Annotated in this window: 24 protein-coding genes; 16 read left to right on the forward strand and 8 right to left on the reverse strand. The window is 67.4% G+C overall.

Features of this window, described 5'->3' with window-relative positions; all coding sequences use genetic code 11:
* Positions 1-93: 93 nt before the first annotated feature.
* From rlmB to C8D95_RS05480, 3 genes are all read left to right on the forward strand, one after another.
* Entirely contained in the window at positions 94-882 is a 789-nt protein-coding gene (rlmB, locus tag C8D95_RS05470; RefSeq protein ID WP_109758162.1) for a 23S rRNA (guanosine(2251)-2'-O)-methyltransferase RlmB, read from the forward strand.
* A 4-nt stretch (positions 883-886) separates the two neighbouring features.
* Positions 887-1,177 (forward strand): hypothetical protein, encoded by a 291-nt coding sequence (locus C8D95_RS05475; protein WP_109758163.1) that lies wholly within the window; start codon positions 887-889, stop codon positions 1,175-1,177.
* Positions 1,178-1,516: 339 nt separating this feature from the next.
* Positions 1,517-2,575: a YeeE/YedE family protein gene (locus tag C8D95_RS05480; RefSeq protein WP_109758164.1), complete on the forward strand. Its 1,059-nt coding sequence runs from the start codon at positions 1,517-1,519 to the stop codon at positions 2,573-2,575.
* Here the strand turns inward: C8D95_RS05480 and C8D95_RS05485 are convergent, their stop codons facing one another.
* From C8D95_RS05485 to C8D95_RS05495, 3 genes are all read right to left on the reverse strand, one after another.
* Entirely contained in the window at positions 2,576-3,160 is a 585-nt protein-coding gene (locus tag C8D95_RS05485; protein WP_109758165.1) for a thioredoxin family protein, read from the reverse strand.
* Positions 3,161-3,233: 73 nt separating this feature from the next.
* Positions 3,234-4,346, reverse strand: a complete 1,113-nt coding sequence (locus C8D95_RS05490; RefSeq protein ID WP_109758166.1) for a 5-methyltetrahydropteroyltriglutamate--homocysteine S-methyltransferase — start codon at positions 4,344-4,346, stop codon at positions 3,234-3,236.
* Positions 4,347-4,400: 54 nt separating this feature from the next.
* Positions 4,401-4,982, reverse strand: a complete 582-nt coding sequence (locus tag C8D95_RS05495; RefSeq protein ID WP_109758527.1) for a VOC family protein — start codon at positions 4,980-4,982, stop codon at positions 4,401-4,403.
* A 157-nt stretch (positions 4,983-5,139) separates the two neighbouring features.
* Between C8D95_RS05495 and C8D95_RS05500 the strand changes: the two genes are divergently transcribed.
* A complete protein-coding gene (locus tag C8D95_RS05500; RefSeq protein ID WP_109758167.1) occupies positions 5,140-5,736 on the forward strand; it encodes a hypothetical protein in 597 nt (198 codons plus the stop codon).
* Here C8D95_RS05500 and C8D95_RS05505 read toward each other — a convergent pair.
* Entirely contained in the window at positions 5,726-6,832 is a 1,107-nt protein-coding gene (locus C8D95_RS05505) for a putative sulfate/molybdate transporter (protein WP_241239665.1), read from the reverse strand. The genes C8D95_RS05500 and C8D95_RS05505 overlap by 11 nt on opposite strands.
* A 184-nt stretch (positions 6,833-7,016) precedes the next feature.
* Between C8D95_RS05505 and C8D95_RS05510 the strand changes: the two genes are divergently transcribed.
* From C8D95_RS05510 to C8D95_RS05525, 4 genes are all read left to right on the forward strand, one after another.
* Positions 7,017-7,724: an ABC transporter permease gene (locus C8D95_RS05510; protein WP_109758169.1), complete on the forward strand. Its 708-nt coding sequence runs from the start codon at positions 7,017-7,019 to the stop codon at positions 7,722-7,724.
* Complete coding sequence (locus tag C8D95_RS05515) at positions 7,717-8,457, forward strand: ABC transporter ATP-binding protein (RefSeq protein WP_109758170.1); 741 nt, start codon at positions 7,717-7,719, stop codon at positions 8,455-8,457. Before C8D95_RS05510 ends, C8D95_RS05515 begins: the two co-directional genes overlap by 8 nt.
* Before the next feature lie 22 nt (positions 8,458-8,479).
* Positions 8,480-9,292, forward strand: a complete 813-nt coding sequence (locus C8D95_RS05520) for an ABC transporter substrate-binding protein (protein ID WP_109758171.1) — start codon at positions 8,480-8,482, stop codon at positions 9,290-9,292.
* A gap of 63 nt (positions 9,293-9,355) precedes the next feature.
* Positions 9,356-10,237, forward strand: coding sequence for a substrate-binding domain-containing protein (locus C8D95_RS05525; RefSeq protein WP_109758172.1), 882 nt, complete (start codon positions 9,356-9,358; stop codon positions 10,235-10,237).
* A gap of 4 nt (positions 10,238-10,241) precedes the next feature.
* Here the strand turns inward: C8D95_RS05525 and C8D95_RS05530 are convergent, their stop codons facing one another.
* Genes C8D95_RS05530 through C8D95_RS05540 form a run of 3 tightly spaced genes read right to left on the reverse strand, consistent with a single transcriptional unit; the run spans position 10,242 to position 13,578 of the window.
* A complete protein-coding gene (locus tag C8D95_RS05530) occupies positions 10,242-11,075 on the reverse strand; it encodes a 3-oxoadipate:acetyl-CoA acetyltransferase (RefSeq protein ID WP_109758173.1) in 834 nt (277 codons plus the stop codon).
* Positions 11,072-11,881, reverse strand: coding sequence for a sugar phosphate isomerase/epimerase family protein (locus tag C8D95_RS05535; protein WP_109758174.1), 810 nt, complete (start codon positions 11,879-11,881; stop codon positions 11,072-11,074). Before C8D95_RS05535 ends, C8D95_RS05530 begins: the two co-directional genes overlap by 4 nt.
* Entirely contained in the window at positions 11,878-13,578 is a 1,701-nt protein-coding gene (locus C8D95_RS05540) for an FAD-dependent oxidoreductase (RefSeq protein WP_109758175.1), read from the reverse strand. Before C8D95_RS05540 ends, C8D95_RS05535 begins: the two co-directional genes overlap by 4 nt.
* Positions 13,579-13,694: 116 nt before the next feature.
* Between C8D95_RS05540 and C8D95_RS05545 the strand changes: the two genes are divergently transcribed.
* The 6 genes from C8D95_RS05545 to C8D95_RS05570 all read left to right on the forward strand — a co-directional run bounded on the left by C8D95_RS05545 (position 13,695) and on the right by C8D95_RS05570 (position 20,669).
* Entirely contained in the window at positions 13,695-14,618 is a 924-nt protein-coding gene (locus tag C8D95_RS05545; protein WP_109758176.1) for a LysR family transcriptional regulator, read from the forward strand.
* A gap of 117 nt (positions 14,619-14,735) precedes the next feature.
* Positions 14,736-15,740, forward strand: a complete 1,005-nt coding sequence (locus tag C8D95_RS05550; RefSeq protein ID WP_109758177.1) for a tripartite tricarboxylate transporter substrate binding protein — start codon at positions 14,736-14,738, stop codon at positions 15,738-15,740.
* A gap of 111 nt (positions 15,741-15,851) precedes the next feature.
* Entirely contained in the window at positions 15,852-16,415 is a 564-nt protein-coding gene (locus C8D95_RS05555) for a tripartite tricarboxylate transporter TctB family protein (protein WP_109758178.1), read from the forward strand.
* Entirely contained in the window at positions 16,415-17,935 is a 1,521-nt protein-coding gene (locus C8D95_RS05560; RefSeq protein WP_109758179.1) for a tripartite tricarboxylate transporter permease, read from the forward strand. The genes C8D95_RS05555 and C8D95_RS05560 overlap by 1 nt, the downstream gene beginning before the upstream one ends.
* Entirely contained in the window at positions 17,932-18,783 is an 852-nt protein-coding gene (locus tag C8D95_RS05565) for a shikimate dehydrogenase family protein (protein WP_109758180.1), read from the forward strand. Before C8D95_RS05560 ends, C8D95_RS05565 begins: the two co-directional genes overlap by 4 nt.
* Positions 18,780-20,669 carry a bifunctional sugar phosphate isomerase/epimerase/4-hydroxyphenylpyruvate dioxygenase family protein gene (locus tag C8D95_RS05570; RefSeq protein WP_109758181.1) on the forward strand — a complete coding sequence of 630 codons (1,890 nt, stop codon included), beginning with the start codon at positions 18,780-18,782 and terminating at the stop codon, positions 20,667-20,669. The genes C8D95_RS05565 and C8D95_RS05570 overlap by 4 nt, the downstream gene beginning before the upstream one ends.
* A gap of 2 nt (positions 20,670-20,671) precedes the next feature.
* Here C8D95_RS05570 and C8D95_RS05575 read toward each other — a convergent pair whose 3' ends face one another.
* Positions 20,672-21,679 carry an LLM class flavin-dependent oxidoreductase gene (locus C8D95_RS05575; RefSeq protein WP_109758182.1) on the reverse strand — a complete coding sequence of 336 codons (1,008 nt, stop codon included), beginning with the start codon at positions 21,677-21,679 and terminating at the stop codon, positions 20,672-20,674.
* A 280-nt stretch (positions 21,680-21,959) separates the two neighbouring features.
* On the opposite strand from C8D95_RS05575, the gene C8D95_RS05580 reads away from it, so the two are divergent.
* Positions 21,960-23,045, forward strand: a complete 1,086-nt coding sequence (locus tag C8D95_RS05580) for a tyrosine-type recombinase/integrase (protein WP_109758183.1) — start codon at positions 21,960-21,962, stop codon at positions 23,043-23,045.
* 711 nt (positions 23,046-23,756) lie between these two features.
* Complete coding sequence (locus C8D95_RS05590) at positions 23,757-24,026, forward strand: helix-turn-helix transcriptional regulator (protein WP_211312606.1); 270 nt, start codon at positions 23,757-23,759, stop codon at positions 24,024-24,026.
* The last annotated feature ends 36 nt before the right edge of the window (positions 24,027-24,062 follow it).

Genomic DNA, 24,062 nt, shown 5'->3' on the forward strand with positions numbered 1-24,062 from the left:
GAAAACGCGGGCCGGATGGGCGGCGGGGCGAGGCTTGGCAAAGGCAGCCCGGACCGTTAGGCGGAAGGCGACCGCAAGGGGAGCCCGAGGCCCGTGAAGAAGCCCGTGAAGAAACCGAAATGGGTGATCGAGAAAGAGAAGGCGCGCCGCGAGGCAGGCCAGGCGACCGTGTGGCTTTTCGGGCTGCACGCGGTTCGCGACGCCCTTCTGAACCCCGCGCGCGAGAAGCTGCGGCTCGTGGTGACGAAGAACGCGCTCGACCGGCTGGGAGACGCGGTCGGGCAGGGCGGTATCGAGCCCGAGATCGTCGATCCCCGCAAGTTCGACGTGCCCATCGATCCGGCCTCGGTTCACCAGGGCGCGGCGCTCGAGGCCAAGCCGCTCGACTGGGGCAAGCTGCGCGACCTCGCGGGCAAGGACGAAGCCGCGGTCGTGCTGTGCCTCGACCGGGTGACGGACCCGCACAACGTGGGGGCCATCCTGCGCTCGGCCGAGGTCTTCGGCGCCCGCGCCGTCGTGGCCCCCGCGCGGCATTCGGCGCCCGAGACCGGCGCCCTGGCGAAAAGCGCGTCGGGCGCGCTCGAACGTCAGCCTTATCTCCGCGTCGGCAACCTGTCGGCGGCGCTGGACGAATTGCGCGAGGCGGGGTTCCGGCTCGTCGGTCTGGACGGCGAGGCCGAAGCCACTCTGGCGGAGGCGCTTGCCGACGCCGGCCACCGCGTCGCCCTCGTCCTCGGCGCCGAGGGGCCGGGGATGCGCGAGAAGACGCGGGAGACCTGCGACATCCTCGCCCGGATCCCCTATTCAGGCGATTTCGGCTCGCTCAACGTCTCGAACGCGGCGGCGGTGTCCCTATATGCAGCCATGAGCCGCAAGACCTGAGTGAATGCCCCAGACCGCCAAGATCGCCACCTGCTGCTATTGCGGCACCCGCGCCGCTCTCGTCCTTCGGGGCGAGGGGCGGCATGAGCTGGCGTGCTCGACCTGCGGGGCACCCCTGCACGAGTTGAAGATGCTGCGCGCGGACCCGGCCCGGCCGAAGCACAGGCCGCGGCCCGCACCCGTTCGCCACCATGCCGCGCCGCCGCCGCGCAAGCAGGGGCGCAGCCTCTCGCAACGCCTGATGCACAAGGTCTGGGACGCCGCCGAAGACCTGATCGACGAGATTTTCGACTGATCACGGTTTTGCGACCGGTCTTCCATGACCGACCGTCCGTTCCTATTTCGTTTGCATGGCCCGGGCTCGGAACGCCCGGTGTCCTATCACTGTCCCTCGTTCCGTAACTTGGCGCCCGTTTTTCAGAACGGGCGTCTTTTTGTATGCGCCGCAGGCCTATGATTCAGGGAAAATTGTTTCGGTCCAGCTTGTGTCGCAGGACGCCTGACCCGATTATCAGCGCCTGCGGGACGCCGTTCCGGGCGAGGGCGCGCGCAAGGGAATCCCGCCCGCCCCGGCCATTTGATCGCGCGCGCGTCCTGAGCTAGGTGGCGGGGTCCGCGAATTAGGGATTGCGCCATGTTCTTCGAGACCTTCGACACCGATCTGACGCCCGTGTTCGCCTCGGTGATCCTGGGGGGCCTTCTGGGCGTGGTCTTCGGCATCGCGGCGCAGATTTCACGTTTCTGTCTCAGGCGCGGCATGGTCGCGGGACCGGATCGCCGTCAGGCGCTCGGCACCTGGCTTACGGCGCTGATCGTGGCGCTTCTCGGCACGCAGCTTGCAGTCGCGGCGGGCTGGATCGACTTCTCGGACCACCGCCTGCACGTCGCGGACCTGCCCTTCGTCGCAGTGATCGTCGGCGGGCTGATCTTCGGTGCAGGCATGGTCCTGACGCGCGGATGCGTGTCGCGGCTGACCGTCCTGTCGGCCACCGGAAATCTGCGCGCCGTCACCGTCATCGTCCTCTTCGCCGTCGTGGCGCATTCGGCGCTCAAGGGGCTTCTGTCGCCCGTCCGCGTCGCCCTCGGCACCCCCACCATCGGGCTCGGCGACGCCGCGTCCCTGTCGGGACTTCCCGGCGGCGCTCCCGTCTGGACGGCGCTCCTGGCGCTGGGGCTCGCTGCCGTGGTCTGGCGGTCGGGCGCGCGGCCGCTTCACCTTGCGATGGCGGCGGTCATCGGCGCATTGATCCCGCTTGGCTGGATCGGCACCGGCTGGTTCCTACTGGACGAGTTCGACCCGATCCCGCTGATATCGCTTTCCTTCACGCAGCCCTGGGCGGACACGCTGTTCTGGACCATCGCCTCGACCTCGATCCCGGCGGGCTTCAGCACGGGCCTCGTCGGCGGCGTCCTCGTCGGCGCCTTCCTCTCGGCGGCGGCCCGGCGCGAACTGAGGCTCGAAAGCTTCGAGACGCCAGCGCAGACGCTGCGCTATGCGGGCGGGGCGAGCCTCATGGGCCTTGGCGGCGTTCTGGCCGGCGGCTGCACCGTGGGCGCAGGCCTCTCGGGTTCGGCGTCGCTTTCAGTCGCGGCGCTGATCGCGCTCGGCTCGATCATGGCCGGTGCCCGGCTGACCGACGCGCTTCTGACGCGCGGCCGCGCATCCGCGGGAGCGGTCCTCGCGGCTGAATAATCAGCGGGTGTCGCCGTTGTCGCGCTCGCGAATTCGGCGCGCGTGGTAGCGCTGGAAGTCTTCTTCCGACTGGTCGAGGAAGCGGTCCTCCCAGACCCACGTCAGTAGGTCCAGTGTGGTTCCGGCCGAGAAGGCGCCCGGCATCACGGCCGCCGCCTGCGCCACGGCGGGACGGTCGCCTTCCACCTCGGCCGGCATGACGATCATCGTCGGCGTGAAGAGAATACCCCACTTCCGCGTCGCATCCTTCTCGGTCAGCGTTTCGCCGTCGGTGTCCGTAACCTCGATATTGCCATGCAAGTTGATCTGCACGGGGAAGTAATTCTCTTCGAGCATAGCTTTGACGCGAGGGTCGCTGAAGGTTTGCTCGTGCATGTCCCTGCAGTAAAGGCAACCGCGCTGCTCGACGATGACAAGAAGCCGTTTGCCCTCGGACGCCGCCTCAGCAGCATCCTCCTGCAGGTCTTTGAACGTCTCGCGAAACCATGCGGGCTTGTGGAGCCCGTCATCGCCCATCGGCACCGTCTCGGCGAAAACGGGCAGGGCCACGGCAGCGACGAGGACAGCGAGTGCGGTGCGGATCATGACGGCTCCTCCCGTTTCATGTATTCAGGCTTACGAATATCACGGGTGTGACGTTCCGCCAAGCGGCGGTGCGTCACACCCCGCCCCAGATCTCCTCGGCGCAGCGCACCACCAGATCGAGCTTCCGGCGCTGGTCGTCCGGCGTGATGGCGTTGCCTTCCTCGGTCGAGGCGAAGCCGCATTGCGGCGCGATGCCCAACTGGTCGATGTCGCAATACTTCGAGGCCTCCTCGAATCGCGCCTTCAGCCAGTCCATGTCCTCGAGCTCGCCCGTCTTGGTGGTGATGAACCCCGGCAGGACGCGCTGCTTGCCTTTCGGCAGAAGGCCGAGCGGCTCCAGACCGCCCGCACGGTCGGTGTCGTACTCCATGAAGAACACATCCACCCCGGTCGAGAAGATCGCCTCGGCGGCGGCGTCGTACGCTCCCTCGGCGGCGTGGGTCGACCGGAAGTTGCCCCGGCACATGTGCATCCCGATCACCATGTCCTCGGGCCGGTCCTTGATCGCCTCGCGCATCATCCAGGAATAGCGCTCGATCAGCCAGTCCGGGTCCTGTCCGGCCTCGGCCTTTGCCGCGCGGTGCTTCGGGTCGCAGAGGTAGGCGAAGAAGATGTCGTCCATCTGAAGGTAACGGCACCCGGCATCGTAGAACGCATGGACCGCCTTGCGGTAGGTTGCCGCAAGGTCATCGAAAAGAGATTGCGGATCATCGAGGTAGGCGGCGACCTTGATGTCCTCGGGCGCGGTTCGGAAGTGGCAGCACGAGGGGCCGGGGATCGAGATCTTGGGCACGACCGTCGTGTGATCCTTCACGAACCGGAAGTGGTCCAGCATCGGATGGTCGGCAGGAAAATCGAGCTTCCCCGAGATGGTCGGAAAGATCGGCCGCAGCTTCACGCCCGCGAACTGGACGCCGCCCTCGGGGTCGCGCTCCTCGAGGTCGAGGCCGTCGAGCATCCCCATGAAATCATAGTGCCAGAACGAACGCCGCGCCTCGCCGTCGGTGACGGCCTTGAGGCCGACCTCCTCCTGCATCCGGATCAGCTCGGGGATGGCTTCGTCCTCGATGGCCTTGAGGTCCCAGGCGGTGATCTCGGCGGAGGCGTGGCGGCGGCGGGCGTCGGTGATCGCGGCGGGACGGAGAAGGCTGCCGACGTGGTCGGCGCGGAAGGGGGGCGTGGGCATCTTCTTTTTCTCCTCGTTCTGCGCGACCTTGCCTAGGGGAATGGGCCTCCGGCTTCAATACGGGTTTCGGGCACTCCGGTCCGCCGACAGCGAGGCGTGCCGCTCCTCGACCAGCGCTTCGATGGCGTCGGCAAGGTGGACACGGTCGATGTGGTGGTCGCCGCGTTCGACCCGGAGGCGGTGCGCGCGGATCATGACGTCGGCATGGCGGCAGCCCTCGGGCGGCGTGAAGCGATAGCAGGCGAGTTCGATCAGAAAGCCGAGCGGATCCTTGAAATAGATCGAATCCATGAACCCCCGGTCCTTCGGCCCGGTATAGCCGATGCCGCGCGCCTTCAGCCGCGTTTCGGCCTGGGCGAAGGTCGCCTCGGACACCGCAAAGGCCAGGTGGTGGACGCAGCCCGGATCGGTCGGCGTCCGGCGTCGGTCCGGAGTGCGGTCCTCGTTCGTGAAGATCGTGATCAGCCGCCCGTCGCCCGGATCGAAATAGAGGTGGTTCTCTCCGGGCGAGTCGAGGTTCGGCTGCTCGAAGATGAATGGCATCCCGAGCGTGCCCTCCCAGAAATCGATCGAGGTCTGCCGGTCGGCGCCGGTCAGCGTGATGTGATGCACGCCCTGCACCTGAAGCTTGCGAATGTCGGTCATCTTTGCCCCTCCCTGTTCCCCTGGGCGCACAATAGCACCCTGTCGCAGGCTTGCGAGCCCCCGGCACAATTCCGCGTGAGCGGGTCGACATCCGAAGGGCGGCGCGCTAGCACCTCAAGTGACAGGCGAACAACCAAAGACTCCGACCATGACCATGTATCGCGCGTTCCGCGGCGTCCTTCTGATCCTCACCGTTCTCTTCGTCGCAAGTTGCGGCGGCGTCGATCCGCAGAAAAGCGCCCCTGTGGGCGAGGCGCAGGTCGCCGAACTGCGCGCCGCGATCCTGGCTCTTGGGCCCGGCATCGACCTCGAAGAGGCCGACCGCGCCGCACGCGTCTCCTTCGCGCGCACGCGCGAACTGGCGATCCAGTACCAGATCACGGACAGCCCGCTCGTCCACAACACCAAGGTCAACATGGGCCTGCGTCCGCGCGGCCTCTGCTGGCACTGGGCCGAGGATATGGAGACGGCGCTGGTGGCGCAAAATTTCAAGACGCTCGAGATCCACCGCGCCATCGCCAGCGCCGACAACCCGTTCCGGATCGACCATTCGACGGCCATCATCAGCCGCCGGGGCGACGACTATCGCCAGGGTCTGGTGCTGGATCCGTGGCGCAAGGGCGGGATCCTGCACTTCGACACGGTCGTCGCCGACACGGACTACGACTGGGTCGCGCGTGACGTCGTGCTCGAGAGAAAAGCGCGGGCGAAGGAAACGCGGCGCCGCGCGAAACTCAGCTTCTGAACGCGCGGTCGCTTTTGCCGTAAAGCCGGCGGACGACGGCGACGCGGATCGCTTCGGCCGCCGTGCCGACCACCAAACCGATGAACGGGTCCACGACGACCGTGGCCAGCGCCGTCACCGCGATGACCGGGCGGCAGGACGGCTTGCAGTCGACGATGCGCTTCTGCGCCGCGAGGTCGACGGCGGCGATCATCAGGAGCGCGCCAAGCGCTGCCGCCGGGATGTGGGCGAGTAGGTCGGGCGCTCCGGGCACAAGCGCCACCGCCAGAAGCGCTGCGGCCAGCATCAGGGGCGCGGCCCCGGTGCGAGCGCCGAAGCGATGGTGCGCCGTGACGCCGCCCGCGCCGTGGCACATGGGCAGCGCGCCCAATGGCGCGAGGCAGAGGTTCGCGATCCCGCTCGTCAGCGCAAGCCGCTTCGGCGTGACGTCCCGCGCCGCCTCTCCCCAGCAGTCCTTGGCGACGAGCGCCGTCAGCAGGATGGCGTTCGTCAGCGTCAGCGAAAGCTGCGGGAGGACAAGCTGCTGGACCGTCGCCGCCAGCGCCGTCTCTTCCGGCGCGGCAAGCGCGATCCCCGGCAGGTCGAGCGCGAGGCCGAGCGGAAGGGCGGCGGCAAGGAACAGCAGCGCCGCCGGCAGCCCGGCCCACAGAAGCGCAGCGACGCAGGTAAGGCTCAGCAGGCCCGCAACGGGCGCTGTTCCCATCAGCCGGATCGCGAGAAGGCCGAGAGCGATCCCCAGTCCAAGCTGAAGCCCCGCCAGCACAGACTGCGGCACGAGGCGCGCCAGTCGCGCGGCCCATCCCGTGATCGCGAGAAGGATGAGGACACCCCCGATGATTGCACCCGCAAGCGCGACCGAGACCGGCGTAGCCGCTCCGACCAGCAGCAGGGCCGCGATGGCCTTCATCGGCTGCACCGGGACGGGCAGACGGTAGACGAGCGCGGTGGCGGCGTAGAAGACGGCGAAGCCCGCGAGGACCGGCTGCGCCGACAGTCCGCCGACCGCGATCGCGCCCAGCATCAGCGGCAGGAGCGTTCCCAGGTCGCCAAGCGCACCGCTGGCTTCCCGAAGGTCGAGGCGAAAGGCGGGCTGCACGGTTTTCGCGGTTCCTCGTAAGGGGTCGCACGAGGATTCCACGCCCTGACCGCGGTGAGAAGCAAAAACGCAAGGGACGCCTGCATTTGCGGGGCTTATCGCATCATCAGGAATGCGATGTTGCACGCAGGAATTACCGCAACTAGGGTTGCCTACGTAAATCATGCAATGAGAGGGGGAGGATTTGCACGATATGGCCGAAGCCATCGCCCTCGCCCTGGGGCTTGTCGCCCGTGGCGACGCGGACCTCTTCGAGATCGTGCTTCTCTCGCTGCGCGTCAGCCTGACCGCGACCGCCGTGGCCTGCGTCCTCGGCCTGACGCTCGGCGCCTTCCTCGCCGTCGCCCGATTCCCCGGACGGGGTGCCGCGCTCGTCGCCCTCAACGCACTGATGGGCCTGCCGCCGGTCGTGGTGGGCCTGCTCGTCTACCTGCACCTCAGCCGCTCCGGCCCGCTCGGCTTCCTCGGCCTCCTCTATACGCCCACCGCGATGATCGTGGCCCAAACGGTGCTCATCACCCCCATCGTCGCGGCCCTGTCGCGCCAGGTGATCGAGGATCTGCACCGCGAATACGCCGACCAGTTCCGCTCGCTGGGCCTGACCCGCTGGCAAAGCATGGGCGCGCTTCTGTGGGACGGCCGCTTCTCGCTCCTGACCGTCGCGATGGCGGGCTTCGGCCGCGCCGTGGCCGAGGTCGGCGCGGTGATGATCGTGGGCGGCAACATCGACCACCTGACGCGGGTGATGACGACCGCCATAGCGCTCGAGACCTCGAAGGGCGACCTGCCTCTCGCGCTGGCGCTCGGCCTCGTCCTGATGGTGATCGCACTCGGCGTGAACGCGGGCGTCCAGGCGCTGCGGCTTCCCGGGGAACGCGTGGCCCATGCGTGACCTGGCGCGAGAGGTGCGGATGACCGAGACGGGCGCCATCGTGGGGGCCGAAAACCTCAGCCTCGACATCGGGGGCGTCCGGCGGCTGGACGACGTGAGCCTGCGGTTCGAAGGCGGCGGCGTGTCGGTCGTCATGGGGCCGAACGGGGCGGGCAAGACCCTTCTCCTGCGCTGTCTCCACGGCCTTCAGGCCCCGACCTCGGGTCGCGTGACGCTGGACGGCGCGACGCTGACCGACCGCGACCGTCTGCGGCAGGCGATGGTCTTTCAGGCGCCCGTGCTGTTGCGGCGGTCCGTGGCCGCCAATGTCGACTTCGCCCTGAAGGCGCGCGGCATCCACGACGCCGACTGGCGCAACGCCTGCCTTGCTCGCGTCGGCCTTCTCGAACGCGCTGGCGACTCCGCCCGGCGTCTTTCGGGCGGCCAGCAGCAGCGCCTGGCCCTCGCCCGTGCACTTGCGACCCGTCCGCAGGTTCTCTTCCTCGACGAGCCCACCGCCAGCCTCGATCCGGCCTCCGCGCTGACCATCGAGACGGCGATCACCGAGATCGCGGGCGAGGGCGTCCGCGTCATCCTCGTCACCCACGACGTCGCCCAGGCGCGCCGCCTGGCCTCCGACGTCGCCTTCTTCGCGCGGGGTCGCCTGGTCGAGAGGTGCGACGCGACCCGGTTCTTCGACGCACCGCACAGCGGAGAGGCCGCGGCCTATCTCGCGGGGCGATATGTTCTTTGATGCAGGAAAGGGTCACAGACCAATGAAATTGATAAAGAAACTCGCCATCGCCTCGACGATCGCAATGACCGCCGGCGGCGCCTTCGCTGAATCGATCATCGTGCAGTCCACGACCTCGACGGCGAACTCCGGCCTCTACGACTACCTTCTCCCGATCTTCGAGGGCGAGACCGGCATCGAGGTCAACGTGGTTGCGGTCGGCACCGGACAGGCCATCGGCAACGCGGCCAACTGCGACGGCGACGTGCTTCTGGTCCACGCCAAGAGCGCCGAGGAGAAATTCGTCGCGGAAGGCGGCGGCGTCATGCGGACGGACCTGATGTACAACGACTTCGTCATCGTTGGCCCGACGGAAGACCCCGCCGGCGTGAATGGTACCGACGACGTGCAGGGCGCGATGGCGAAGATCGCCGAGACGGGCGCTCCCTTCGCCTCCCGTGGCGACGACTCCGGCACACACAAGGCGGAACTGGCGCTTTGGAACTCGGCAGGCGTCGACCCCAAGTCGGCCTCGGGCGACTGGTATCGCGAGACGGGCTCCGGCATGGGCGCCACGCTCAACACCGGCATCGGCATGGGCGCCTATGTCCTGACCGACCGCGCGACCTGGATCAGCTTCGAGAACAAGCAGGACTACGACATCGCGGTCGAGGGCGACACCGACCTCTTCAACCAGTACGGCGTCATCCTCGTGAACCCCGAGAAGTGTCCTTCGGTGAAGGCCGAAGAGGGGCAGGCTTTCATCGACTGGCTACTGTCAGATGAAGGGCAGGACGCCATCGCGGGCTACAGGATCAACGATCAGCAACTGTTCTTCCCGAACGCGCCCGAGTGATACCCGCGGGCGGGGGCCACCGCCCCCGCTTGCCGCGCCGCGCGGGCCGGGTAAGGTGGCCGCATGGCGGACACCCATCACCCCCACGAATTCCTGACGGTCCGGGAACTGGCCGAGCTTCTGCGGATCAAGGAGCGCAAGGTCTATGACCTCGCCTCCTCGGGGCAGGTGCCCTGCTCGCGCGCGACGGGCAAGCTCCTGTTCCCCGCCGACCAGGTGCGCGCCTGGATCGAGAGGACGAAAAGCGGCGCGACCGCGCCCGCGCGCCGCCCCGACATCTTCCTCGGCAGCCACGACCCGCTTCTGGACTGGGCGCTTCGGGAATCGCGCTCCGGCTTCGCGACGATGTTCGATTCCTCGCTCGACGGTCTCAGGCGCTTTGCGGCGGGCGAGGGCGCGGCGGCGGGCCTCCATGTCCGCGAGGCGGACGGCGGCTGGAACGTCGCCACGGCGAAGGCGTCGGTCGCCTCGCAGGACGCCGTTCTCGTCAGGTGGGTGTCGCGCACGCGCGGCCTCGTCCTTCGCCCCGACCTGAAAGACAGCGTCACCGGCCCCAACCGGCTGGAAGGGCTTCGCGTCGCGCGCCGCCAGCCCGAGGCGGGGGCCGAGGTGCTGTTTCGCCATATCCTCTCCGAGCATGGCGTCGACGAGACCAGGCTGACCGCCACCGCGCCCTGCCGCAGCGAGCAGGACGTCGTCCTCGCCGTCCAGCAGGGCGATGCCGACGTGGCCTTCGGGATGGAGGCGGTCGCACAGCCCTACGGCCTCGCCTTCGTGCCGCTGATCGAGGAGAGGTTCGACCTTCTCGTCGACCGCCGCGCCTGGTTCGAGCCGCCGATGCAGGCGCTCATGGCCTTCGCGCGGACCGACGCCTTCCGCGACCGCGCCGGCCGCCTCGCGGGCTACGGGGTGGCGGACCTGGGCCAGGTGGTGTGGAACGCCTGAACCGTCAGACGCCGCGCAGACCCAGCAACGCCCGCGCCTCGGCCACCGTGGCGACGCGCCGCCCCGCCTCCTCGACGATCCGCGCCGCGCGCTCCACAAGGGCCGCGTTCGACGGCGCGAGCGTCGTCTTGTCCATCCGCACGTTGTCCTCGAGCCCCGTCCGCAGGTGCCCGCCCGCCTCGGCCGCCCACCTGTTCAGCGTGATTTGTTCGGCCCCGATGCCGGCGGCGCACCAGGGCGCATCCTCGCCGAAGAACCGCTTCACCGTGTGGATGTAGAACTCGAATACCTCGCGATCGACCGGCATGGCGTTCTTCACCCCCATGACGAACTGGACATAGGGTCTTGCGGGCAGGCGACCGTCCGCGTGCATCCGCGCGGCCTGAAAGATGTGCGACAGATCGAACGCCTCGATCTCGGGCATGACAGCATGCGCCTTCATCTCGGAGGCAAGCCAGTCCACGAGGTCGGGCGGGTTCTCGTAGACCCGGGTCGGGAAGTTGTTCGACCCGACCGACAGCGACGCCATGTCGGGCTTGAGGGGCAGCATTCCGCCGCGCGCCTGTCCCGCGCCTGACCGCCCCCCGGTCGAGAACTGAACGATCATGCCAGGGCAACGCTTGTCCAACCCCTCCTTCAGCCGCGCGAACTTCTCGGGGTCCGACGAGGGCGTCTCGTCGTCGTTGCGGACATGCGCGTGGACGATGGTGGCGCCCGCCTCGAAGGCGGCCTGAGTGCTTTCGACCTGTTCGGCCACGGTGATCGGGACCGCGGGGTTCACGGCTTTCGTGGGCAGCGATCCGGTGATGGCGACGCAGATGATGGCGGGGGTGGTCATGGTCTCTCTCCCAATAGGCGTCTGGTGCCGGCGAAGGCACGGGGAATTGCGGCGGCGGGACCCTCGGCGGCGCAGAGGGCGGCCATGGGCACCTCGACACCAAGGGGCAAGTCGGGCGGCAGCGCGTCGAGGAAGGCGTGGAGGTCGATCTGCCCCTCTCTGGGCGGCAGGCGGGCTTCGCGCGCCGTGTGGAACAACTCGTCGGCAGAGTAGGGCGGATGGACGGGGGCGTCCGACAGATGCGCGAAGCGCAGTCTCTCGCGCGGCACCCGCCGCAGCGTCTCGAGGCTGCTCTCGGAGCGGTCGAAGTGAAGCGCATCGACAAGGAGACCAGCGCGCGGCCCCGCCTGCGTGACGAGCGCGAGCGCCGCGTCGAGGTCGCGCGGCGGCGTCCAGGGAAAGAACTCCATCGACACCCCGAGCGACCGCGTCGCGGCGCGTTCCGCGAATTCAGCCAGCCGATCCGCGAGCCGCGACAGGTCGGGATCGTAGGGCGCCACCACCACTTCGCGCGCACCAAGCGTCGCGCCCGCGTCGAGGAACGGCTCCAGCGCGTCGACGTCGGTGCCGGGCTCGATCCGCACGAACTCGATGTCGTGGACGGACAGCCCCGTGTCCGCCAGCGCTGCGCGCGTCTCGCGCATCATCGGGGTGTCGACCATCAGCGGATAGCCGGGGCTGGTGTCCGTCACCCGGATCAGCCGCAGCCCCACGGCGTCGAACCCCGCCTCGGCCGCCGCGCGGATCAGCGCCGGGGGTGCGAGGTCGATGGCGGTCAGGTGAGCGAGCGACAGGGTGCGCGTCACGGGGCGGCTCCGGCGGCGTGGCGGCCCGCGACGAACCCAAAGGTCAGCGCGGGGCCGAGGTTGATTCCCCCCGCAGGATAGTGTCCGCCCATCACGCTCGCCATGTCAGTGCCCGCCGCATAGAGGCCTGGGATGGGCGCACCCCTCTCGTCGAGGACGCGCGCCTCAGCATCGGTGACGAGGCCGGCGAAGGTGCCGAAGCTGCCCGGGACCACGCGGACGGCGTAATAGGGCGGCGTCTCGATGGGCGCGAGGCAGGGGTTCGGGCCCACCTCGGGGTCGCCCTGAAGCCGCATGTAGGGCGTGGTGCCGCGCTGGAATTCGGTGTCCTCTCCGCGCCGGGCGTCGTCGTTGAAGCGCGCGACGGTGGCGGCGAGGCCGTCTGCGTCGATGCCGCAGGACGACGCCAGCTCTCGCAGCGTTTGTCCCGTCTTCACATAGCCCGACCGGATCCACGGGCGGACGGGCAGGGGCGCCGGACGCGCGATGCCAAGGCCATAGCGCCGCAGGAACCGCCGGTCGCACACCAGCCAGGACGCGACCGCTTCGCCTTCGGGCACGGCCGCCAGCATGTCGCGGACATAGTCGTGATAGCCGAGCCCTTCGTTGCAGAACCGCCGGCCCGAGGCGAGGACGCCGATGACGCCCGGTTTGCCCCGGTCGATGATGTGGGGAAAGGTCCCGGTCGTCCCGTCGGGCCAGGTGACCTGGGACACGGGGCACCATGCGCCAGCCGCCGCGAGATGACGCGCCTGACGGCCTCCTGCACCTTCACCCAGTCGCAGACCGTCGCCCGTGGCCGTCGGTACGGCCAACGTCAGGTGACCCTCGGCACGCGGGAAGGTCGCATCGCGCCGGGCGGCGTCGTGCGGATAGCCTCCGGTGGCGAGGACGACGCCGCGCGTCGTTCGGATCGTCGTCTCGCCCGCGTCCGAGAGCAGCACCGCGCCCGTCACGCCCTCCGGTCCCGTCAGCAGTCGCACGACCGCGTGGCCAGGCCGAAGCTCGACGCCCATGTCGCGCGCCGACCGCAAAAGCCGCGCGGCCAGCGCGTTGCCGTTCCGAAGCTGCATTCCGCGCCCGTGCAGCGCCAGATCCCACAGGTGCCGTCCCAGCCGCCGCGCGACATGCAGCGCCGATCCGGGCTTCCGCGTGGCCGACAGGAAGGCGCGCAGGTCCGGCCCGGCCTGGATCGTCAGCCCCAGGAACGACGTCTCGCGCAGCGGCGGCCGCAGAAGCGCGAGGTCGGATCCGAGATCGCGCGCGTCGTAGGGTTCCGCGATGATCGACCGCCCGCCGGTGCCCGCGCCGGGGCGGTCGCCGTAGGTGTCGGGAATGCCGAGGCCGGGCTGGAACCGCAGGGCGGTGTGCCTCTCGAGGAAATCCACCATCTCGGGCGCGGCGGCGAGGAAGGCGTCGACCAGCGCCGGATCGAACGCGTTGCCGAGCACGGCCTCGAGATAGCGGCGGGGAGCGTCGCCCTCGTCGGGCACCCCGGCGCGGCGCGCCACGGGGTTGCCAGGCGCCCAGATCCAGCCGCCGGACCAGGCGGTCGTGCCTCCGAGGACCGGCGCCTTGTCGGCCAGGATCACGCGCAGGCCCCGGTGCGCCGCCACGAGCGCCGCGGCGAACCCCGCGGCACCCGACCCGGCGACGAGGAGGTCGCAGTCCACTGTCCGCTCCGCGCTTTCGGCCAACTCTGCTCCTCCCCCTGGCTGCGGGCCGCATGATCGGTGCGGGCGGCCAGTAACGTCAAATGCTCATTCTTGCCTTGGAGTAACTTGAGGTTAATGTCTGCGGAGGGAGACCGGCGATGGAAATGACGCTCAGACAGATCGAGGTGATCCGCGCCGTGATGATGACGGGCACGATCAGCGGCGCGGCCGACATGCTCCACGTCTCGGCCCCCGGCATCAGCCGCCTCGTCAAGCACACCGAGGAATCCCTCGGCATCCGCCTCTTCGAGCGCAAGGCGGGGCTCTTCGTGCCCTCCGTCGAGGCAGGCCGCGTGTTCGATCAGGTGCGCGAGGTCTACAAGGGCGTCGAGAACCTCCAGCACGCAGTCGGCGCGCTTCAGAAGGGCGAGGACGTGCGCCTCGCCTTCGCCTCCGCCCCCTCCATCGCGCAGTTCATCGCCGCGCGCGTCCTGCGCAACGTGCGCGCCCGCTATGCCGACCTTTTCATCGACCTCAACATCCTGAAGATCGAGGAGACGGTGGATTATCTCCTCCTGGAACGCGGCGAGTTCGTCATCATGTCCTCGCCGATCCAGAACGAGGCCATCGAGAACGAGGAGATCGCCGAGGGCCGCCTCGTCGTCATCCTTCCCGAAGGCCACCGACTGGCGGCGCAGACGCGCATCTCGGTGCGCGACCTCGCGGACGAACCGCTCATCGGCGTCGACCCGGCCGACCCCTACGGCGCGCTCATGGCCCGGCCCTTCGCGGAGGCGGGCATCCCGCTCCGCCATTCGATGCGGGGGCGCTTCGCCCAGACGGTCGTCAGCCTCGTTCGCCACGGGCTGGGTGTCGCCCTGATCGACGAGTTCTCGGTGGCCGAGGTCTACATGCCGGGACTCGTCAGACGGCCGCTGGAAGAGGACGTGCGCGTCGGAAGCTACGTCGTCCGCAAGAAGGGCCGCGTCCTCAGCGGCTTCGCCGAATGGACGATCCAGCAGTTCCGGCGAGAGCTGGGGCGCGCCATCGCCGAAGGCCCACGTCTCCGCTCCGCCAATTAACACGACGTTAACGATGGGCAAAACTTGATATTTGACGTTACGGCACCCGAAGCCCGATCATAGCTCCATTGTCGCGCCAGCTGTCAGGTCGGCGGCGCCATGTCTGGGAGGACATCCATGAAACGTTTCGCACTCGGCGCTGTCGCCGCAGCCATCGCCCTTTCCGCCACGGGCGCTTTCGCCGAATACCCCGAGAAGGAAATCCAGGGCATCATCCAGTGGGGCGCAGGCGGGTCGACCGACACCGTCATGCGCTCGGTCACGCCCCATGCCGAGGAAGCCCTCGGCGGCACGGTCGTCATGCAGAACATGACCGGCGGCGTGGGGGCCATCGCGCTCAACTCCGTCGCGGACGGCGAGGCCGACGGCTACACCCTGCTGATGGGCGCCGAGAACCCGCTGCTCTACAAGGTCATGGGCCTTGGCGACAAGGACTACTCGGACTTCACCGCGATCTCGATCCTGGCCCGCGGCACGCCCGTCCTCGTCGCGCGTCCCGATGCGCCCTTCGACGACTACGCTGGCATGATGGACTATATCCGCGCGAACCCGGGCGAAGTCCGCTTCGGCGCCACCGGCCCCGGCGGCCTGCCCTCGGTCATCACCGCGATGATCTCGACGGTCGAGGGCGGCCTCGACGTGATCGCCGTTCCCTACGACGGTGACGGCCCGGCGCTGACCGCGCTCCAGGGCGGCGCCATCGATGTGATGCCCGCCGTTCTCGGCGCCTCCATCGAGGGCATCCGCGCCGGCAACATGAAGCCGCTCGCGATCTTCGACGTCGAGAAGAACGCCAAGCTGCCCGACGCGCCCATCGTGACCGAGTTCAACGAAGCCTATGACACCTACCTCCCCTGGGGCCCCTTCTTCGGCGTCTTCGTCAAGAACGGCACTCCCGAGGACGTGGTCGCCAAGCTCCAGGCAGCTTATGCGGAAGGCGCGAAGAACCCGGACTTCGTCCAGTTGATGGACGACCGCGGCTTCACGATGCTGGGCCTCACCGGCGCCGAGGCCGAGGAGTTCCTCTCGACCTGGCAGCAGGGCACGACCTGGCTTCTCCAGGACGCCGGCCTGACCCAGACCTCGCCCGAGGAATTCGGGATCGCGCGCCCCGGCGAGTGACGGCCTGACCGGGCGGTCCCAAGGGGCCGCCCCTTCCTGCCGGCGCCGCCGTCCGACGTGACGCGCGGTGCCGTCCCTTTCTTCCGCATCCGCCGCCAAGGGGAGACCGGCATGGACCTCATCGACCCCGACCACCACGATGGCACGTCCGACGCCACCCCCGGAGGCGAGCCGACGCACCGCCGCCCCGGCGAGATGGTCTTCGGCCTCTTCCTTCTCGGCGCCAGCCTCGTCCTTATGTGGAGCGCCTACGGCATCTCGGGCTTCAAGGCGCTGTCCGCGCCCGGCACCGTCCCGATGGCGACGACCGCGGTCATGGTCGTGACGGCCGCACTTGTCGTGCTCCGCACCCGCCGTCTGCCGCTCGATACGACCGAGACGGTGGCGAAGGACATCCTGCCCGGCGTCGTCATCCTCGTCGCGGCCCTCCTCGTCGGCTATGGTCTGCTGCTCAGGCCGCTCGGCTTCCTGCCGACCTCGGCCCTGTTCCTCATCGTGGCGATCAAGGCGCTCTCGCGCCGGGGCTGGGGCTGGACGCTCGGCGTCTCGCTCGGCAGCCTTCTGGTCGTGTGGCTGATCTTCCGCATCGTCTTCTCGGTCCTGATGCCCGCCGGCATCGTCCCCGAGGGAGAGATCATCCAGGTCTTCCGGGACCTCGTCGGAGGAAGTGCGTGATGGAAACGCTCATGGCCTTCCTGACGGTCTTCCTGGACCCCGAGCTTCTGATCCTCGTCGCCGTCGGCACCTTCGCGGGCGTCTACGTCGGCGCCATCCCCGGCCTTTCGGTGACGATGGCCGTCTCGATCCTGATCTCCTTCACCTTCTCCTGGGAGGTCTACCCGGCCATCGCCCTGATGATCGGCATCTACATGGGCGGCGTCTACGGCGGCTCGCGTACCGCGATCCTCCTGAACATCCCCGGTGCGCCCTCGGCCATCGCCACCGCGATGGACGGCTATCCCATGGCCCAGAGGGGCGAGGCCGGAACCGCCATCGGCGTCACCACGGTGATGTCCTTCATCGGCGGCTTCATCGGCATCGCGGTTCTCGCACTCGCCGCCCCGCTCGTGTCGGACTTCGCGCTGAGGTTCCAGCCAAGGGACTACATGCTGCTCGCCGTCCTCGGCATCCTCCTCGTCGGCTCGCTCAGCCAGGGCAGCCTGGTGAAGGGCATCTTCGCGGGCGCCTTCGGCATCGCCATTGGCGCGGTCGGCCGCGACCCCCTGACCTTCGCCGAGCGCTTCACCTTCGATCTGCGCATCATGGAAAGCGGCATCTCGTTCATCGCCGTGATGATCGGCATGTTCGGCGTCTCCGAAGCGCTGCTCCAGCTTCACCACGTCGACCGGGACGCGGTGCGCCAGAAGATCACCCGCATCGTGCCGTCGCTCGCCACCGTCAGGAAGCACCTGCCGCTCTCGCTCCAGACCTCGACCATCGGCGTCGTCATCGGCGCGCTGCCCGGCACCGGCGGCGACATCGCTGCCCTGATGGCCTACGACCACGCCAAGCGCGTGACGAAGAACCCCGAGGTGCCCTTCGGCAAGGGCGCGATGGAGGGGCTGGTGGCGCCCGAGACGGCGAACAACGCCGCCGTCGGCGGAGCCTTCATCCCGATGATCACGCTCGGCATTCCCGGCGACGCGGTGACCGCCATCATGATCGGCGCGCTTTTCATACACGGGCTGAACCCGGGGCCGATGCTGATGATCGACCAGCCCGACATGTTCTGGTTCATCGTGGGCTCGCTGGTCGCAGCGAACGTCTTCATGCTGATCTTCGGCCTCACCGGCATCAGGCTCTTCACCAAAATCGTCGAGATGCCGCGCTCGGTCCTGATTCCGCTCATCATGCTTCTGTCCATCGTCGGGGCCTACGCGGTGAACAACTCGATCACCGACGTCTACTGGATGCTGGGCTTCGGGATTTTCGGCTATTTCATGCGCCACTACGGCTACCCGCTGGGGCCAGTGATCCTGGGCGTGATCCTGTCGCGTCTCCTCGACGACAACTGGCGTCGCGCTATCATTTCAGAACGCGAGGACCTGGGCCGGTTCTTCTACGGTGTGGTCACCAGTCCGCTGTCGCTGGTATTGTTCGTTTCGGTGATCCTCATCTTCCTGTCGCAGACGCCGCTCTGGGCCCGCGGCAAGACGCGGATCTTCGGACACCGTGAAGGGAGTACCCCGCAATGACCCGAGATCCCGACCTGAGGCTCGGCCTGATCGGGGACAACATCGCCCGGTCGCGCGCGCCCGTCCTGCACCGCCTCGCGGGCGAGCAGACCGGCCTGAGCGTCCGCTACGACCGGCTGGTGCCCAAGGATCTGGACGAGGACTTCGACGAGGTCTTCGACCGCTGCGCGAGCCGGGGCTATCGCGGCATCAACGTGACCTACCCCTACAAGGAACGGGCCGCCCGAAAGGTGGCGATCCCCGACCCGCTTGTCCGCGCCATCGGGGCGATAAACACGGTGCTGTTCGACAAGAGCGGGCCGCGGGGTTTCAACACCGACTATTCGGGCTTCATCGCCGCCTATCGGGGCGTCCGGGGCGATACCGCGCCCGGCGTGGCCTGCCTGATCGGCACCGGCGGCGTGGGCCGCGCTCTGGCCTTCGGCCTGGTCGCCCTGGGCGCGACGGAGATCCGCCTCGTGGACCGCGACGCGGCCAAGGCCGAGGCGCTGGCGGCCGACCTGCGCGCCGCCGGGACGGAGGCGAAGATCGTCACCGCCTCCGACGCCCTCACTGCCGCGCAGGGCGCGGATGGCCTTCTCAACGGCACGCCCGTGGGCATGGTCGGCTATGACGGCACGCCGCTCCCGTCGCACGCCATGACCGGCGCTGCCTGGGCCTTCGATGCGGTCTATACCCCCCGGGACACGCAGTTCCTGAAAGACGCCGACGCGGAGGGGCTGACGGTCATCTCGGGCTACGAGCTGTTCTTCTTTCAGGGCGTCGACGCCTGGGCGCACTTCGCAGGCCGACCGCTGGACCAAGAGCGCCTGAGGACCGACCTCGCCCAAGCCGAGGAGATCGCATGAAGACCTCGATCGCCACCGTCTCGATCTCGGGCACGCTGCGAGAAAAGCTCGAGGCTATCGCGAAGGCCGGGTTCGACGGCATCGAGATCTTCGAGCAGGACTTCGTCGCCGACAGCGGCACCCCGCGCGAGATCGGCGCGATGATCCGCGACCACGGACTCGACATCACCCTGTTCCAGCCCTTCCGCGACTTCGAGGGGCTGACCGGCGACCTGCGCGCCCGCGCCTTCGACCGGGCGAAGCACAAGTTCGACACCATGACCGAGCTTGGCACCGACCTGATCCTGATCTGCTCCTCCACCCATCCGCAGGCCCTCGGCGGCGTCGACCGCATGGCCGACGACTTTGCCGAGCTGGGCGAGATCGCGAAGGGCAGGGGCCTGCGCATCGGATACGAGGCGCTGGCCTGGGGGCGTCACGTCAACGACCACCGCGACGCCTGGGAGGTGGTGCGCCGGGCCGACCATCCGAACGTGGGCCTCATCCTCGACAGCTTCCACACCCTCGGGCGCGGCATCGACCCCGAGACGATCCGGCGCATCCCCGGCGACCGCATCTTCTTCGTCCAGCTCGCCGACGCGCCCCTGATCCAGATGGACCTGCTCTACTGGTCGCGCCACTTCCGCAACATGCCGGGCGAGGGCGACCTCGACGTCACCGCCTTCATGCGCGCCGTCGCGGCCACGGGCTACGACGGTCCCGTCAGCCTCGAGATCTTCAACGACCAGTTCCGCGGCGGCCGCCCCGAGGGGCTGGCCCGCGACGGCTACCGCTCGCTCGTGGCGCTCATGGACGACGTGCGCCGGACCGAGCCGGACGTGGCGATGGAGCTGCCCGACCTGCCTCCCCGCGTCGGCGTCGGCGGCGTCGCCTTCATCGAATTCGCCACCCGCGGCGACGAGGCCAAGGCGCTGGCCGCCCTTCTCCGCAGCATGGGCTTCACGCATGTCGGCCGCCACGTCGCGAAGGACCTCGATCTCTGGCAGCAGGGCGACATCCGCATCGTCCTGAACTTCGAGACGACGGGCTTCGCCAGCGCCGCCTACGTCAACCACGGCACCACGATCTGCGACCTGGGCCTGACCGTCGACAGCGCTGCCGATACCGTCGCCCGCGCCGTGGCCCTCGCCGCCTCGCCCTTCCGCCAGCCTGTCGGCCCGGGCGAGCTCGACATCCCCGCGATCCGCGGCGTCGGCGGCAGCGTCCTGCACTTCATCGACGAGGCAAGCGGCCTTTCGGACGTGTGGTCCGTCGAATTCACGGGCGGTGACGGACCCGCCCCCTCGGGCGCGGGTCTCACGCGCGTCGACCACGTCGCCGAGACGATGAACTACGACGAGATGCTGAGCTGGGCCTTGTTCTACACCGCGATCTTCGACATGGACCGTGCGCCCATGGTCGACGTGATCGACCCCGACGGCCTCGTCCGCAGCCAGGCGATCCGCACCCCCGACGCCAGCCTCCGCATCACGCTGAACGGAGCCGAGACGCACCGGACCCTTGCGGGCGCCTTCCTCGCCGAAAGCTTCGGCGGGGCCGTCCAGCACGTCGCCTTCGCCACCGACGACATCCTCGCCGCCGCCCGCGCAATGGCGGAGGCGGGCTTCGAGCCTCTGCCGATGACCGGCAACTACTACGAGGATCTCGCCGCCCGCTTCCCGCTGCCACCCGAACGGATCGAAGAGCTGAAGGCGCTCAACATCCTCTACGACGAGGACGCGGACGGCGCCTTCTTCCAGTTCTACAGCCGCCCCTTCGCGGGGGGCCTCTTCTTCGAGGTGGTGCAGAGAACCGGCAGCTACGACGGCTACGGCGCGCCGAACGCCCCCTTCCGCATCGCCGCTCAGAAGCGGCTGGGGCGGGGCAGGGGAATGCCGAAGCACTGACCTCAGGCGGGTTCGCGCACCTCGACCATCTCGCGCAGCACATCGGCCGCGATCTCGAACGAGCGGATCCGCGCGGCGTGATCGTGGATCATGCCCGTCACCATCAGCTCGTCCGGCTGGAACGCCTCGACCAGATCGCCGAGCTGACGCCGCACCGTCTCTCTCGACCCCGTCGCCGAGCAGGCCAACGCCCCCGCGACCTGCGCCTTGACCTCCTCCGGCAATGCCTCGACGGCGGCCAGATCGGGCGGCGGCAGCTTGCCGGGCTGGCCCGACCGCAGCCGCGCGAAGGAGAGGATCTGCGACGACCGCAGACGTTCGGCCTCGGCATCCGTGACAGCCGCGCAGACGCCCGCCGCCATCATGAACCACGGCCGGTCAAGCCACTTCGACGGGCGGAACATGCCGCGATAGGTCTCGGCCGCCTGTTCGAGATAGCCCGGCGCGAAATGCGACGCGAAGGCATAGGGCAGCCCCAGATGCGCCGCGAGCTGCGCGCCATAAAGGCTCGAGCCGAGGATCCAGATCGGGACATGCGTGCCCGTTCCCGGAAACGCCTGCACTTTTGCGCCTGCGTCGGCATCGCCCAGGTATCCCAGAAGCTCGATCACATCCTGCGGAAAGCTGTCCTCCTGCACCATGTGCCGCCTGAGCGCCCGCGCCGTCGCCATGTCCGTGCCAGGAGCGCGACCAAGGCCCAGGTCGATCCGCCCCGGATAAAGCGTCTCGAGCGTGCCGAACTGCTCGGCCACGACGAGAGGCGCGTGGTTCGGCAGCATGATCCCGCCCGCCCCGACGCGGATCGTCTTCGTTGCACCCGCGACATGACCGATCACCACGGCGGTGGCCGCACTCGCGATGCCCGGCATGTTGTGATGCTCGGCCAGCCAGTAGCGGCGATAGCCCGCACGCTCGGCGGCGCGCGCCAGCTCGACGGTGTTGGCGAGGGCCTCTGCCGCCGTATGTCCCTCGGGCACCGGCGACAGGTCGAGAAGCGAATAATGCTGCATCTGGAATCTCCGTTCCCCCCAGACCTAGGGGCGGTGGCGCGCTCCGCCAAGGGCAACCCTGTCCATGCCCGCGCTTGACCCCGGATGCCCCATCCAATACTTACCCCGAAGCGACGCGGGCGTTGTGTAATGGTAAGACCTCAGCCTTCCAACCAGATGTTGGGCCTTTCCAGATCGTTCCAGATCATTCTAACTCATTATTTTTGTTGACATTGAACTTTCCGATCGTGTCCCATCGGTTCGTACGATTTGCTATAGAAACCGACAAAAAGCCGACAAAATGCCCAAGCTCACCGAGACCTTCGCGAGCAAGCTCTCGCAGGCCGATAAAGGTACGCAGAAGTACTGGGACAATGAGATCAAGGGTTTTGTCCTCTTTGTGGGGAAGCGATCGAAGACATGGTACTTCCAGCGGGATGTCGGCGGACGCACGCAGCGTGTCCTGATTGGACGCTATCCGATGATTTCTGCCGCGACCGCGAGACAGACAGCCCTTGGCTTCGCCCTTGAATGGGGCAGGGGGGCCGGCAAGGCGATCCAAGTGGGCGCGCCCACTCTCGAAAGTGCGATGGATGTCTATCTGGCTCGGACCAAACTGCGGTCTGAGGCACATCGCAGCGGTGTTCGCCAGCAGTTCGCGCTGCACCTGAAGGAATGGCTTAGCCTGCCGCTCGACGAGATCACAAAGCGAATGGTCGTAGCCAAACATCAATCGATGGCTAATAGGCCTTCTGCAGCCAACCACACGCTCAAATACTTTCGTACGGTCTGGAACCACGCTCGTCGCACCTCGGAGCTTCCAGAATGCCCAACTCTGGCCATTGAGTGGTTCGAGGAGCGACCGGAGGGTACGATCATAGAGGATTTGGTCCTTTGGCGCCGGACGATCGAAGCGCTGCCGAACCCTATCCACGTCACCTTCTACGAGTTTCTTTTGTTCACTGGGCTCAGGAAAGCCGAAGCTCTGAAACTCGAGTGGAAACACGTCCACGAAGGCCGCCTTCACCTGCCTATAACCAAGAACGGACGAAGCTTTGATCTTCCAATCCTGCAAGTTCATCACGATATCCTCGCCCCTGTCCGCGGACTCCACCGCCGGTGGGTGTTTCCGGCCGCGAGAGGCCCGGAGGGCCGTCTGACGGGACCCAAACGTCTCAATTGGAGTCCTCATAGCCACCGCAGAACATTCGCGACCGTGGCCATGGAGGCTGGCGTCCTGGAGGAAGTCGTGGGTCGCCTCCTCAATCACACTCCGCTCTCGATCACCGGTCAAAGATACGTTCGACCTTCTCTCGATGCTTTGAGGCCGGCGATGAAGACAACCTGTAGCGAACTTGGCCGACGCAGCAACAGACCTGGAACCTGAACTCTATGGATAAAGTTGCTCAACGAGAGTTGTGCGAATTCGCAACGCGTATTGTCGACGGAATGGTCGATAGCCATCTCGTCAAGCATGGTCCAGAATGGATCCGTGCTTGGTATCAGCTCCGATTAAGCTGGTCCGAAACTGAGCCTGAATACGTTCTTCTCTCGCCGTGGCATCTTCGGGATTTCGCAAGACGCGCACAGACAGAACCAGACGTCTTTGACCTATGTTTGTTCGCCTCTGGCACGCGACTTCGAGCAGGAGTGCATGTACCTAAACCGCTTGGCCAAGTTGTTGCTTCATATCTGGAAAACCCAAGAACGCGTCCAAGAAGGAATCCCGGTCCAGGCCGAGATAGAAATTGGTCTCGCAACTTCATCATTTTCGCTCTTCTTGAGGAATTGATGCAGCAGCATGACGACCTGCCTGTGGGCAAAAATCGAGACCGATGGGGTATACGCGGTAAGAAGACGCACCTAGCTGACATAGCTTCAAAGGGAATAAAGGAATCTCGTCTGCGGAATGTGGAGGCAACTGAGATACAGCGTGTCTGGGAAAACACGGCGCTGCGAGCCGAGTATCGCGAGGTGATGAAACTGTTCTACCTGTCTTTGCTAGAGGATGAGCAGGTCAGAGTATAACGTCTCTTAAGATAGCGGCTTAACTTTGAGGACGGAAGCGTCTGCATTCGTGGAATATTGTCGAAAGACCTTGAACATCCACGAGGACCTGAGAATGCAGACGATCAAAGCTGGAAGTCCATCGCCCGAGTTGGTGGATGAGAATGTCCTGCCCGAGAACATGAAGCCGAGTGAAGCTTCGCGGTACACCTGTATCCCGCAGTCCACGCTTGCAAAACTTAGAATGAGCGCGAACCGCGGTCGAGGTCCACGCTTCGTTAAACTATCCGGCACAGTCATATATCGCCGCTCAGATCTCGATGCATGGATTGAGAAGAACGTCGTCGAGGCGACGACGTAGCTTTCAGTCGGATTTCGAGCACAGCGATTGCATGCG

Source organism: Silicimonas algicola (genome assembly GCF_003148765.1).
Lineage (GTDB): Bacteria > Pseudomonadota > Alphaproteobacteria > Rhodobacterales > Rhodobacteraceae > Silicimonas > Silicimonas algicola.

Excerpts from the sequence above, each read along its gene's own strand:
- C8D95_RS05475 (WP_109758163.1), top strand. The coding sequence starts at position 887 with ATGCCCCAGACCGCCAAGATCGCCACCTGCTGCTATTGCGGCACCCGC.
- C8D95_RS05480 (WP_109758164.1), top strand. The coding sequence starts at position 1,517 with ATGTTCTTCGAGACCTTCGACACCGATCTGACGCCCGTGTTCGCCTCG.
- C8D95_RS05485 (WP_109758165.1), bottom strand. The coding sequence starts at position 3,160 with ATGATCCGCACCGCACTCGCTGTCCTCGTCGCTGCCGTGGCCCTGCCC.
- C8D95_RS05490 (WP_109758166.1), bottom strand. The coding sequence starts at position 4,346 with ATGCCCACGCCCCCCTTCCGCGCCGACCACGTCGGCAGCCTTCTCCGT.
- C8D95_RS05500 (WP_109758167.1), top strand. The coding sequence starts at position 5,140 with ATGACCATGTATCGCGCGTTCCGCGGCGTCCTTCTGATCCTCACCGTT.
- C8D95_RS05515 (WP_109758170.1), top strand. The coding sequence starts at position 7,717 with ATGCGTGACCTGGCGCGAGAGGTGCGGATGACCGAGACGGGCGCCATC.
- C8D95_RS05520 (WP_109758171.1), top strand. The coding sequence starts at position 8,480 with ATGAAATTGATAAAGAAACTCGCCATCGCCTCGACGATCGCAATGACC.
- C8D95_RS05525 (WP_109758172.1), top strand. The coding sequence starts at position 9,356 with ATGGCGGACACCCATCACCCCCACGAATTCCTGACGGTCCGGGAACTG.
- C8D95_RS05530 (WP_109758173.1), bottom strand. The coding sequence starts at position 11,075 with ATGACCACCCCCGCCATCATCTGCGTCGCCATCACCGGATCGCTGCCC.
- C8D95_RS05545 (WP_109758176.1), top strand. The coding sequence starts at position 13,695 with ATGGAAATGACGCTCAGACAGATCGAGGTGATCCGCGCCGTGATGATG.
- C8D95_RS05550 (WP_109758177.1), top strand. The coding sequence starts at position 14,736 with ATGAAACGTTTCGCACTCGGCGCTGTCGCCGCAGCCATCGCCCTTTCC.
- C8D95_RS05555 (WP_109758178.1), top strand. The coding sequence starts at position 15,852 with ATGGACCTCATCGACCCCGACCACCACGATGGCACGTCCGACGCCACC.
- C8D95_RS05560 (WP_109758179.1), top strand. The coding sequence starts at position 16,415 with ATGGAAACGCTCATGGCCTTCCTGACGGTCTTCCTGGACCCCGAGCTT.
- C8D95_RS05565 (WP_109758180.1), top strand. The coding sequence starts at position 17,932 with ATGACCCGAGATCCCGACCTGAGGCTCGGCCTGATCGGGGACAACATC.
- C8D95_RS05570 (WP_109758181.1), top strand. The coding sequence starts at position 18,780 with ATGAAGACCTCGATCGCCACCGTCTCGATCTCGGGCACGCTGCGAGAA.
- C8D95_RS05575 (WP_109758182.1), bottom strand. The coding sequence starts at position 21,679 with ATGCAGCATTATTCGCTTCTCGACCTGTCGCCGGTGCCCGAGGGACAT.
- C8D95_RS05580 (WP_109758183.1), top strand. The coding sequence starts at position 21,960 with ATGCCCAAGCTCACCGAGACCTTCGCGAGCAAGCTCTCGCAGGCCGAT.